This is a genomic window from Celeribacter sp. (genome assembly GCF_048261515.1).
GTDB lineage: Bacteria > Pseudomonadota > Alphaproteobacteria > Rhodobacterales > Rhodobacteraceae > Celeribacter.
In genome coordinates this window covers 1-12694 of sequence record NZ_JBLXFZ010000012.1, presented here as the reverse complement: position 1 = coordinate 12694, position 12694 = coordinate 1, and the positions used below count along the sequence as shown (strand labels likewise).

Annotated in this window: 8 protein-coding genes; 4 read left to right on the top strand and 4 right to left on the bottom strand. The window is 61.0% G+C overall.

All coding sequences use genetic code 11. From position 1 onward, the window contains the following. The first annotated feature begins 22 nt into the window (after nt 1-22). Complete coding sequence (gene xth, locus ACN0SC_RS16050; RefSeq protein WP_417250706.1) at nt 23-853, top strand: exodeoxyribonuclease III; 831 nt, start codon at nt 23-25, stop codon at nt 851-853. Between the two features lie 69 nt (nt 854-922). On the opposite strand, the gene der is transcribed toward xth, so the two are convergent. The 3 genes from der to ACN0SC_RS16035 all read right to left on the bottom strand — a co-directional run bounded on the left by der (nt 923) and on the right by ACN0SC_RS16035 (nt 4726). Next, entirely contained in the window at nt 923-2440 is a 1518-nt protein-coding gene (der, locus tag ACN0SC_RS16045; RefSeq protein ID WP_417250705.1) for a ribosome biogenesis GTPase Der, read from the bottom strand. A 156-nt stretch (nt 2441-2596) separates the two neighbouring features. Beyond that, nucleotides 2597-4003: a PQQ-binding-like beta-propeller repeat protein gene (locus ACN0SC_RS16040; RefSeq protein ID WP_417250704.1), complete on the bottom strand. Its 1407-nt coding sequence runs from the start codon at nt 4001-4003 to the stop codon at nt 2597-2599. A gap of 60 nt (nt 4004-4063) precedes the next feature. Further along, nucleotides 4064-4726: a tetratricopeptide repeat protein gene (locus ACN0SC_RS16035; RefSeq protein WP_417250703.1), complete on the bottom strand. Its 663-nt coding sequence runs from the start codon at nt 4724-4726 to the stop codon at nt 4064-4066. 613 nt (nt 4727-5339) lie between these two features. Between ACN0SC_RS16035 and ACN0SC_RS16030 the strand changes: the two genes are divergently transcribed. Together ACN0SC_RS16030 and ACN0SC_RS16025 are read left to right on the top strand one after the other, a co-directional pair. Beyond that, entirely contained in the window at nt 5340-6470 is a 1131-nt protein-coding gene (locus ACN0SC_RS16030; protein WP_417250702.1) for an efflux RND transporter periplasmic adaptor subunit, read from the top strand. Next, complete coding sequence (locus ACN0SC_RS16025; RefSeq protein WP_417250701.1) at nt 6467-10300, top strand: efflux RND transporter permease subunit; 3834 nt, start codon at nt 6467-6469, stop codon at nt 10298-10300. Before ACN0SC_RS16030 ends, ACN0SC_RS16025 begins: the two co-directional genes overlap by 4 nt. Nucleotides 10301-10396: 96 nt before the next feature. On the opposite strand, the gene dusA is transcribed toward ACN0SC_RS16025, so the two are convergent. Further along, on the bottom strand, nt 10397-11338 hold the full coding sequence (gene dusA, locus ACN0SC_RS16020) for a tRNA dihydrouridine(20/20a) synthase DusA (RefSeq protein ID WP_417250700.1): 942 nt from the start codon (nt 11336-11338) through the stop codon (nt 10397-10399). Nucleotides 11339-11665: 327 nt separating this feature from the next. Here dusA and ACN0SC_RS16015 point away from each other — a divergent pair. After that, nucleotides 11666-12694, top strand: a 1029-nt coding sequence (locus ACN0SC_RS16015; RefSeq protein ID WP_417250699.1) for a tyrosine-type recombinase/integrase, incomplete at its 3' end; no start/stop codon positions are given.

Sequence of the window (12694 nt, the reverse complement as noted above, 5' to 3'; positions counted from 1 at the left end):
GCCAGAAAAACGGGGGCCGCTCATGAAAATCGCCAGCTTCAACATCAACGGGATCAAGGCACGGATCGAGGCGCTCACCGACTGGCTGAAAGAGGCCGAACCCGATGTGGTGCTCCTCCAAGAGATCAAATCCGTCGACGAGAACTTCCCTCGCCAACACTTCGAGGACATGGGCTATATCGTTGAAACCCATGGGCAAAAGAGCTTCAACGGCGTTGCAATCCTCTCCCGCCTGCCGCTTGAGGATGTGACTCGCGGGCTGGCGGGTGCGCAAGGCAACGGACGTGACGGCAAGGATGACGAGGAGGCCCGCTATATCGAGGCCACCGTGATGGGCAAGACCACGCCCTTACGGGTGTGCGGCCTCTACCTGCCCAATGGCAACCCCGTCGATCTGAACGCCGATGGCACCCCCGTGGCGGGGTCCAAATACGACTTCAAACTTAAATGGTTCGCTCGGCTAGAAGCGCGTGCCAAGGAGCTTCTGGCGCTGGAAGAACCTTTCCTTATGGCGGGCGATTACAACCTGATCCCGCAGCCCGAGGACGCCAAACGCCCTGACGCTTGGCGCGAGGATGCACTGTTCCGCCCCGAGAGCCGCCGCGCCTTCCGCCGCCTGGTGGCTCTGGGCTTTACCGATGCGCTGCGTGTGCGCAACTCCGCGCCCGAGACCTATACCTTTTGGGACTACCAAGGCGGCGCTTTTGACAAGAACGACGGCATCCGCATCGACCATTTCCTGCTCTCGCCACAAGCCGCCGACCACCTCGTGACCTGCGAAATCGACGCCTATACGCGGGCGAAGGCGAAACCCTCCGATCACGTGCCGATCTGGGTAGACCTCGACATCTGACACGCGCAAAAGAAAACGCGCCGAAGTCTCCCTCGGCGCGTCTACTTTGCTGTCAAAATACTCGAAATCCTACCGTTTCGGCGGGCGCTGCTTCTTCACCTTGGGGGCGTCAGGACGCTCTTTTCCGAGGTGTTTACGCAACCGCGAGGGGGTCGATTTCGTCTTGTTCTTGAACGGGTTCTTCTCCGCCTGTGAACGGAAGAAAAGGCGGATCGGCGTGCCAGGCATGTCAAAATCTTCGCGCAACCCGTTGACAAGATAGCGCTTATAAGAGGCATTCAACTCGTCGGGGTGGGAACACATCACCACGAATTGCGGTGGCCGCGCCTTTACCTGCGTCATGTAGCGCAAGCGGATGCGTCGCCCGCCCGGTGCGGGGGGCGGATGCGCTTCGGTCATGGCTTGCAGCCAGTTGTTGAGCTTGGAGGTCGGGACGCGGCGGTTCCAGACTTGGTGCGCGCGCAGGATCGCCTCTTGCAACTTGTCGAGATTCTTGCCCGTCTTGGCGGACACGGTGACAAGATCGGCCCCGCGCAACTGCGGCAGAAGGCGGGAGAACTCTTCGCGCAACTCACGCGCCTTGTTCGACTTGTCAGTCTCCACGTCCCATTTGTTCACCGCGACGACCACGGCCCGCCCCTCGCGTTCGGCGAGATCGGCGATGCGCAAATCCTGTTGTTCAAACGGGATCGAGACATCGAGCAGAACGACGACGACTTCGGCGAATTTCACCGCACGCAGACCGTCGGCCACGGAGAGCTTTTCGAGCTTTTCCTGCACCTTGGCCTTTTTGCGCATCCCTGCGGTGTCGAAGATCCGAACAGGCAACCCGTCCCAGTCCATCGTCACCGAGATCGCGTCGCGCGTGATGCCCGCTTCTGGCCCCGTCAACAGGCGGTCTTCGCCAAGAAGCTTGTTCACCAGCGTGGATTTGCCCGCGTTCGGGCGGCCCACCACGGCGATTTGCAGCGGCTTGTCGAGGGTGAAGTCGCGCGAGGCGCCCTGCTCCATGCCCTCTTCGCCCAACTCGGCCTCTTCTTCGGTGAGCGCCACATCCACCTCGGGCGCTTCCTCGGCGGCGCGCTCGTCGAACTGGGAGGCCAGCGGTTCGAGAATGGTATAGAGATCAGGCATCCCCTCGCCATGCTCGGCAGAAAGACGCAGCGGATCACCGAGCCCCAGAGAATAGGATTCCAGAAGACCGGATTCGCCTGCTTTCCCCTCGGCCTTGTTCGCCGCCAGAATGACATGTTTGGCGCGTTTGCGCAGAATATCGGCAAAGACTTCGTCGGCGGGCAAAACACCCGCACGCGCATCGATCATGAACAGGCAAACATCGGCCATCTCGACCGCACGTTCCGTCAGCGCCCGCATCCGCCCCTGAAGGCTTTCGTCGGTTGCTTCCTCAAGACCCGCAGTGTCGATCACGGTAAACCGCAGATCGCCAAGACGCGCCTCACCCTCGCGCAGGTCGCGCGTCACGCCAGGCTGGTCATCGACCAAGGCCAGACGGCGCCCGACAAGGCGGTTGAAGAGCGTCGATTTGCCCACATTTGGACGGCCGACGATGGCGAGCGAGAAACTCATGGAACACTCCCGTGGGACAGGGCCCGATGGCTGGAGCCGCCCGCGCATAGCGAGGACGGCCCTGAAAAGAGATTAACCCGACAGGTCAGGCAAGTGCGCGCGATATACCCGTTCGGGGCCGCTTGGCAAGCAAAACCCCGCGCAATGGCCCGTGCCCTAGCGCAATGCAGCCAATTCGCCCGTTGCCAACAACAGATACATCACACCGCCCACCACGATCGGATCGGAAGCGGCGGGTGCGGGCAAGGCGATTTGTGTGACGAGCTGACCGCTTTCGGGTGCGAACCCGCGCAGAGCGCCATCCGAGGAAGCCACCCAAAGGCGTCCCCCCGCAGCAATGGGCCCGTAATGCGCGTAGACACCCTTGCGCTTGCGCGGTTTGTCGGTGGTGTAGAGCGGCAGTTGCTGGCCCCAGATGCGTTCCCCGTTGGAGGCATCAAGGCGCACCAACTCGTTGCGGTCCGTGACGATAAAGACCGAACCGCCGACAACACTCGCCGGACTATAGGCACCCTCGGAGGCGGTCCAGATGCGCGCGCCCCCCTCGACGGCGAAAGCGCCGAAACGTCCCGCTTGGTTGCCGACGTAGAAGGTATCGCCCTTGATCACGGGATCAGCGGTGATGTCGGAAGTCTCGGCGTAGACCACGCCTTTGCGCGAGCCTGCGAGGCTGGCCGACCATGCGCGCACCCCGCCCTTACGGAAGGCCGCGACGAGATCGCCCGAAGCGAAGGGGAAAATCGCATATTTAGACGTGAGCGCAGGGGTTGCGGCTCCGATGCGCGAAGTCACGCTTTCGGTGCCCGAAAGTTGCCAGCGCACGCGCCCGTCGTCGGTTTCTACCGCCCATGCACGTCCATCAGCGCCAGTCACATAGACAACGCCCTCAAAAACAGTGACGCCCGAAGCGCCCGCCGCATCGATCTTCTGACGCCACTTGACCCCGCCCGAGGTCAGGTCAAGCGCAACCAGCTCGCCGTAGCCCGTCGTGGCGTAGACCGTGCCGTTGTCGATGGCCAGTGTGCCGCCATTGGCATCGCCCGCCCGCTCGCCCAGAGGCGTCAGATCGACCGACCACACGGGTGTGCCCGCGCTGGCCGAAACGGCGGTTAGGGTTGCTTTCGCATCAAGCGTCACAACCAACCCATTGGCAGCAACAGGCGTGGTGGAAAGGCGGTATTTGCGATTGTCGCCCGTGCCGATGGGTGTTGCCCATGCAAGCGTCGGCGTCCCCGATGTGAAAGCGTTGTGCCCGGCATCATGGCCCGGCCCAGCACCAACATGTGTCCATGCCGAGCGGCTGACCTGTTTGCCCATATTGATCTTGCGGGTGGTGTTCTCTTGCGCAGATGCGGCTTCAAGCCCCACCTGTCCCACAGGTTCGCCCGTGCGCGGATCGAGCCTTTGGCCAGAGAGGATCACATCCTTGTTGCCCGTGCAGCCTGCCAGCAGCAAACAAAGTGCGGCAACACCGCCAATCATTCGGCCACGTGAGCCGCGCTGTGCGCGTAGGCTCGATGCCCCTGTGGTCTTGTCCTGTGCGGTCATGGTCAGTGCGGTCATGAACCCCCCCTCGCATTCGGCGCTTTTGCCGACATCATTTCACCTTGTGCGCATACGACCTCAGCCATCGGCCGAAGCAACGGGGTCGCCACCCAGTGCCACAATCATCTGTCGCGCGCGCTGGCGCAAGCCCTGCGATGCGCCACCGTCTTCAGCAATCGCGCGCAAGCCTTCAATAGCGGCATCTACATCACCCGCCTCAACCTGAGCCACGGCGATCTGCTCTTCGGCCAGAAGGCGATAAGGCGCACGAGGTGCGGCAATGCCCGCCAGCATGGAAATGCGCTCGTCCACGGAAATCTCGCCCGCGCCCATCATCGCCGTTTTCAGCACGGCAAGATCGCGGTAACCCGCATCAAGCGTCGCATCACCCACGAAAGGGGCAAGCGCGGCAATCGCACCCGCCGCATCGCCGGCGGCATAAAGCTCGCCCGCGCGGATCATCTCGGCCAGAAGACGCGGACCGCCCTCAGCATCAATCGCGCCAAGAGCCTCGGCGCGTTCGGCAGCCTCGGACGCACCCAATGCCGCCGTGATCGCATCCCCCGCCGCCTGCGCGGCATTGGCCCGTTTGGCCTTGCTATATTCGTTAAACGCCGCACCGCCAACAATGCCGACCACAAGAACAACGCCAATCCAGCCGTATTTGCGCAAAGTGGCGTAGAGTTTGTCGCGGCGGACCTCTTCGGTCACCTCGTCGATGAAACTGTCGGTGTTGCTCACGGATGGCCCCGTCTTTGTTCTTCGGTTCACGTCTGTTGCGCCACTTCTACCCCGAAGAGGGCGGCAATGCCAAGGGGCCGCAACACGCCTGCGCCACACTATTGATAGACGTGCCCGAATAGCGCGCAGGCCTCGAAAACCCGAACGCGCGGTTATGAGTGCCGTCAAATGACCCACATTCCACTCTTGAGTGCTGCAAAAGCTTCCCCTATAGCTAAACCAAACGGTTCACTTGTGAGGATTGTTGCACGACCAATGCTCTGAATTCTGCACATCCCGCAACCACAACTGCGAAGGAAACCTGCCAAGGATCGCTCCTGTGTGACGTATTTTTCGCGCACAGGCGCATCGAAACCCGACAATTGCCCCGTGGCTTTAGCGGATTTGGCCAATTGTGGAGGGAAAAATACACCCACACCTTGCCATGACCATTGGACAGCCCCATCTTGGCCCCAATGTTAATCACATTAACGTCATATCAAACGCATCACACACTCCGCGGCGACCGCGAAAAGACATGTGAAAACACATCCAGTCGCCGACGAGCAACGTAACGAATATAGAGCCGCGCACATTCCCACGCGGACGAATAAACGGACACACGAGACACGCCATGCGCATCGCCTCCATTATCACTGCCCTCCTCGTCGTCACTGGCATCTATTTCTTTGTCTTTGAACGCGACGCCGTGAAAGATTTCGCAGGCACCGACCCTGCCGCCGAACAGGCAGGCGGCGAGACCGCAGAAACGCAGGTTGACGCCACGCCCCCCGCCGCACGCGAAAAGGGTGAAACCGCCGCCATCAAGGTCGTCGCCCGTCACTCGGTTGCGCGCGAACTCGATAGCGCCGTGGTGTTGCGCGGCGAAACGGAAGCCGCCCGCTCCATTCAGGTGGCTGCCGAGACATCAGGACGTGTGATATCCACGCCGCTACGCAAAGGGGCCTACGTGGATGAGGGCCAGATGCTGTGCGAATTGGATGCAGGCACCCGCTCCGCCTCACTGGCGCAAGCCCGCGCCGCCGTGAAAGAGGCAGAAGTAGCGCTGGCCAATGCGCGCAAACTCTCCGAGGGCGGATATGCGTCGGAAACGGCTGTTCTCTCCGCCGAAGCCGCTGTCGAAGCCGCGCGCGCTGCGCAGGCGCAGGCCGAAAACGAGATTGAAAACCTCACGATCACCGCCCCTTTCGCAGGACTTCTGGAAAGCGACACAGCCGAACTGGGCCAGTTAATGCAACCTGGCAGCGTCTGCGCCACGGTGATCCAGCTTGATCCGATCAAACTTGTGGGCTTTGCCCCTGAAGCGGAGGTCGATCGCATCGAGGTCGGCACGCTGGCAGGCGCGCAACTCATTTCGGGACAGGAAGTCACGGGCCGCGTCACTTTCCTGTCGCGCTCCGCCGACCCCGCCACCCGCACCTTCCGCGTCGAAGTTGAAGTCCCCAACCCCGATTTCGCCATCCGCGACGGTCAGACCGTTGAAATGGCTGTGCGCTCGGAGGGCAAATTGGCCCATCTCGTTGCGCAATCCACATTGACGCTCGATGACGAGGGCGCGCTCGGCGTGCGCATCGTGGACGCTGACAACCGCGTGGCTTTTGTCCCCGTTTCGGTCGTGCGCGACACGCGCGAGGGCGTCTGGGTCACGGGTCTCCCCGAGGAGGTTGACGTGATCACGGTCGGTCAGGAATACGTGCGTTCAGGTGTTCTGGTCGAACCGCACTTCGAGGAGATTTCCCAATGACGGGTATCGTCGACTGGGCGGGCGAACGCGCCCGCATGATCATGGCCTTTATCGCGCTGACCCTGATTGCGGGCGGCGCGGCCTACGTTGGTCTTCCCAAGGAGGGCGAGCCCGACATCGAGATCCCCGCGCTCTTCATCTCCGTGCCCTTCCCCGGCATCTCCGCCGAGGACGCCGAGCGCCTGCTTGTGGAGCCGATGGAAACCGAGATGTCCGACCTCGACGGGCTGGACGTCATGACAGGCACGGCCGCCGAGGGCTATGGCGGTCTGGCGATGCAGTTCGAATTCGGCTGGGACAAGACGAAGATCATCGCCGATGTGCGTGACCGCATGGGTCGCGTGGAGGCCAATTTTCCCGCAGGCGCAGACAGCTATTCGATCAACGAGATCAACTTCTCCGAGTTTCCGATCCTGATCGTCAACCTCACGGGCCCCGTGCCCGAACGCACGTTGGTGAGCTACGCCAAGCAGATGCAGGACCGCCTCGAATCGTTGGAGCCTGTGCTAGAAGCCCAGCTCACAGGCGAGCGCGACGAGATGGTCGAGGTGGTCATCGACCCGCTTCTGCTTGAGGCCTACAACGTCACCGCGCAGGAACTGGTCGCCGTCGTCACCAGCAACAACCAGCTTGTCGCCGCCGGCGAAGTCGAAACCGATCAAGGCACCTTCTCGATCAAGATCCCGTCGAGCTTCAAAGACCAGCGCGATGTGATGGAACTGCCCGTTAAGGTCAACGGCGACAGCGTGATCACCCTTGGTGATCTGGCCGATATCCGCGTGACGTTCGAGGATCGCGAGGGCACGGCACGTTTCAACGGCGAAACCACCGTGGCGCTACAAATCGTCAAACGAAAAGGCTTTCCCATCATCGACACCGTCGACAGCGTCAAAGCGGCGGTGGAGGCGGAAGTCGCTACATGGCCCGATGCCCTGCAGCAGGTGATCGAAGTCGGCACCTCCAACGACCAGTCCCGTCAGGTGGAGTCGATGGTCAGCCAGCTCGAAGGTTCGGTCATGACCGCCGTTGCGCTGGTCATGATCGTCGTGCTGGCTTCGTTGGGCATTCGGTCTGCGTTGCTCGTGGGCTTTGCAATTCCGACGTCCTTCCTGCTGTGTTTCATTCTGCTGGGGATCATGGGCATCACCATTTCCAACATCGTGATGTTCGGCCTGATCCTCGCGGTTGGCATGCTCGTCGATGGCGCCATCGTCGTGGTTGAGTTTGCCGACAAGAAAATCCGCGAGGGCGAAGGACCGATGACCGCTTTCGTGGAGGCTGCCAAACGCATGTTCTGGCCGATTGTCTCCTCGACAGCCACCACGCTTTGCGCCTTCCTGCCGATGCTCTTCTGGCCGGGTGTGGCGGGAGAATTCATGGGGATGTTGCCCGTCACGATTATCTTCGTGCTTTGCGCGTCGCTCATTGTGGCTCTGATCTACCTGCCCGTCATGGGGGGCGTCTCGGGGCGGATCGCGCGTGTCTTCAACCGCATATCCGCGGGCCTGCGCCGCACCACGCCCTACTGGTTTCGCTTCCTGCTGGCGATCCCAACGGGCTACCTTGTGTTCATCGCGCTGATGCAATCGGTGAACAAATCCTATATCGCCCCCCCTGCCCTTGCGGCCTCACCCATCGGCCCCTTCGTCGGGCCGCTGATGTTCGTCGTCGCCGCCTCCCTTTTCGGCATTACCCTGTCGGCGGCACGTATCGAGCGCACAAAAAAGAAGGTGGCCGCGGGCTACCAACGCTCCCCCTTTGGCTGGTTCACTTGGGCCATCGCGGGCAACCCCGTCATGCCGCTGGTCGTCATCGTTACTGTGCTGGGCGCCGTGGGGTCGGTCTTCGTCTACTACGGGGCCAACAACAAGGGCGTGGAGTTCTTCTCCTCCTCCGAGCCTGAACAGGCCATCGTCTACGTGCGCGCACGCGGCAACCTCTCAGTCGCCGAAAAGGATGCACTTGTGGCGCAGGTCGAAGAGGTCGTTCTCAGCCAACGCGGCGTCGACAACGCCTTTGCCTTCGCAGGCGCAGGCGGGCTCAACGCCAATACGGGCGGAGCCGCAGGCCCGTCCGACACCATCGGTCAGGTGCAGGTCGAGTTGATCCCGTGGGAAGACCGCCCGACCACCACCGAAGAGACAAAGCTGCTCGGCTTCATCCCGTGGCGCAACACGCATGTCGCCGACGAGTTCGACGGTGATCTTGTGCTGGCGGAACTGGGCGAACGCCTTGCCGAAATTCCAGGCATCTATACCGAAATCCAGAGCCTCGCTATGGGCCCCGCCTCGGCCAAACCTGTCCACCTGCGCCTCAAGGGCGATGATTGGGACGCATTGGACGCCGCGACCGAAATCGTGCGCGCCAAATACGAGACCACCACAGGTCTGGCCGATATCGAAGACACCCGCCCCCTGCCGGGCATTGACTGGCAAATCGACGTGGATGTTGAAAAGGCGGGCCGTTACGGCGCGAACGTGGCCACGGTTGGCGGCATGATCCAGCTCGTTACACGCGGCATCCTGCTCGACACCATGCGCGTTGACAGCTCCGACGAAGAGGTCGAAATCCGCGTCCGCTTCCCCGAGGAGGACCGCACCCTCTCGACCCTCGACACGTTGAAAGTGCGCACCGCCGACGGGCTTGTGCCTCTGTCCAACTTCATCACCCGCGAACCCGTGGCAAAACTGGCGCAGATCGACCGCGTAGATCAGCAACGCTACTACGACGTGAAAGCGGCCGTGGACCCTGGCCTTGAAACCGAGGATGGCGTCACGATCACCCCCACCGAGCGGATCGCCACGCTGACCGAATGGTTGGAGACCGAAGCCGAGTTGCCCGATGGCGTTACGTGGGAATGGACAGGCGACGACGAGGAGCAGCAGGAAACGGGTGCCTTCCTTGGCAAAGCCTTTGCCGCTGCTCTCGCGCTGATGTTCATCATCCTGCTGGCGCAGTTCAACTCGTTCTATAACTCGGTGCTGGTGCTGCTCGCCGTGGTCATGTCGACCGCAGGTGTTCTGGTCGGCCTTCTCGTAATGGACATGACATTCGGCATGATCATGACGGGCACGGGTATCGTGGCACTGGCAGGGATCGTGGTGAACAACAACATTGTTCTGATCGACACCTATCAGGAATACGCCCGCTACATGCCGCGTATCGAGGCCATCGTGCGCACCGCCGAAGACCGTATCCGCCCCGTTCTGCTGACCACCATCACGACGATGGCGGGTCTGGCACCCATGATGTTCGCGCTCTCGCTCGATTTCATCGGCGGCGGCTATACGATCAATTCGCCTACGGCCCAGTTCTGGACCAACCTTGCCTCCGCCGTGGTCTTCGGTCTGGGCATTGCCACCGTTTTGACGCTGGTTTTCACCCCCGCCATGCTGGCGCTGCGCGTCTGGTTCTGGGTGATCATCCATCGGGCGGGCATGATGCTGGCCACTGCTCTGGGCCGCCGTTCACGCACCGCACGCGACCACCGCCTGCAACGCGAGGCCCGCCGTGCGCGCAACCCCGAGTTCGTTTGGGGCGTTGCTCCAGGAAGCTGGGGATCGCCCGACTATGAGCCCGAGGTGGCAGACGCCCCCGTGACGGATGAGACGGAAGAAGCCTCCAAGCCCGACACCTCTACGCCACAAGAGGACGTGGAGGAAAAGGACGCCTCAGAGACGGAACAGGCCAAGGCTGACAAAGCGCAGCGCAAACGCCGCAAATCTGCTGCCAAAAGCAAGGGTGGCGCGCAGGAAGAAAAGGGCGAGACCAAAGGTGATGAGGCGGGCGACACATCCTCCTCCAGCGGCGACATCAAAGCCGCCGAATAGCCTCGCACTCCACGACAAAGAGAAAGCAAAGCGCCCCCAAATCGGGGGCGCTTTTCAGTTGGGAAAACTTGTTGGGGTTGTCTGAGCTGAAACCGCTCAGACCTCGCGTGACGGTAGCGCCTCACGCACCAGAGCGAAATCCGCGCCCTCTTTATGCGCACCTTCCGAAAGCACCCGCTTCCACCGCCGCGCACCTGGCTGGCCCGCGAAAAGGCCAAGCATGTGCCGCGTGATCTGCGCGAGCTTGCCGCCCGCCGCCAGATGCCGCCCCGTGTAGTCCTCCATCCGCAAAACCACCTCCTCGCGGCTTGGCGTGTCTCCTGTCTCGCCGAACACTCGCCTGTCAACCTCGGCGAGGGTGTCATAAGGCTGGTGATAGGCCGCCCGCCCGATCATGGCCCCGTCCATCACCTCAAGATGCTCCAACGCCTGATCGAGGCTGGAGATCCCACCGTTGACCGACAGGTGCATCGCGGGAAAGCGCGCCTTCATCTCGTGGACGAGCGGGTAGTCGAGCGGCGGAATATCGCGGTTCTCCTTCGGCGACAGCCCTTGCAACCACGCCTTGCGCGCATGGATTTGCACCCGCGTCACCCCTGCTCCCGCCATCTTGGAAAGGAAGTCGGGCAGCACCTGCGCGGGGTCTTGGTCATCCACGCCGATGCGGCATTTAACGGTCACGGGCACATCCCCCGCCGCCTCCTGCATCGCCGCTACACACTCCGCCACAAGTTCGGGCTTCGTCATCAGGATCGCGCCGAAGGTGCCCGACTGCACCCGATCAGAGGGGCAGCCGCAATTGAGGTTCACCTCGTCATAGCCGTGATCCACACACATCCGCGTCGCCTCCGCCAACTCGCGCGGGTCCGAACCGCCAAGCTGCACCGCAACGGGATGCTCCTCGGCGTTGAAATCAAGCAGATGCACAGCACCACCCCGCACCAAGGCAGGCGCCGTCACCATTTCCGTATAAAGCAACGCCCGCCGAGACATCAGCCGATGGAAATAACGACAGTTGCGATCCGTCCAATCCATCATGGGTGCCACGGATAGACGAGAAGCCCTCCGAACGACTGAAACCTCTTTTTTTATTGGCTCTGCGCTCATGGCTCCCTGACCCGTTCTTCTCTATTTCGAGGCCTTTTGCCCCCGTTTTTGGGGGTGGTGCAACAAAATGTTGCACCGAACCCGAATTGTTGCACCGCTCTCCAACGCCTCCAGAACATCGCCGTCACGACACAAAAGCGAGGTCTCCCCCAAGATCTCCGATGAGACATATCGAACCCTGGACAAAGTTCCTATCGGCACACGCTGCCTGGTTCCATCTCCAAAACATCGACAACCATTGCCCGAAAGGAGGCCCGAATGGGTACCATCATGGCGCGCCAGAAGAAAGACGGCAGGAAAAGTTTCACTGCAGTGATCCGAAAGAAAAAGGGAGGGAAGGTAGTTCTTACCCTTAGCGACACCTTTAAAAGTCGCAAGGCTGCTGAACGGTGGATGAAGAAGACAGAGCGAGACCTGAAAGTCAAAGGCGCACTCGACCGCGCGGTTGCTGCTCGGCAACGCAAAACATGGGCGGACGTGATTCAAGATTATTGTGATGCTTTATCTGAAGGGTTCGGCAAGACCAAGTCGGCGAACCTCTCATACCTCCAGCGCCTCGACTTTGGAAAACTGGCAGTTGAGGAGACCGATGAACACGATTTTTTCCGCCTGGCTCAGGACCTTCTGAACGGGGTCCAATCACCGCCAGCCGACCCTCTGGTGGACTGTCCCGAGCATTACTCACTGAAACCCCGGAAACCGCAGACAGTAAACAGCTATATGGCAACTCTGCGGACAGTGGTTTCTTACGGCGGTCCAATCAGTAAAGTCGACATGCCCATTGCAGCGTTCGAGGTTGCTATGAGGACACTAAAACACCAGCGCATGATTGGACGATCAGAAACACGAAACCGTCGCCCTACTATGGACGAACTCGATAAGCTGCTGACCCACTTCCTCGACCGGTATCGTGCTGACCCACGACGTGTTCCGATGCACAAAGTTATAGGAGGCGCGATAACTCTTGGCCATCGTCAGGAAGCCCTATGTCGCATTCCGTGGGAAGACATAGATCGAGAAAAAGCCCGTCTAACTATTCGAAATATGAAACATCCGCGCCGAACTCAGGGAAACGACGTCGAGACGTGGGTGACGGAAGAGGGCATGAAACTAATCATGTCTATGCCCGACAACAAAGACCGTATTTTCCCATATATCCCGGATACAGTCAGCCGCCTCTTTACGGAAGCATGCCAAATTCTCGGCATTGAAGATCTGCACTTCCATGATCTTCGCCACGAGGCGATCTCACGCTTCTTCGAGATGGGGCTGGGTGGAGGCAGCCGG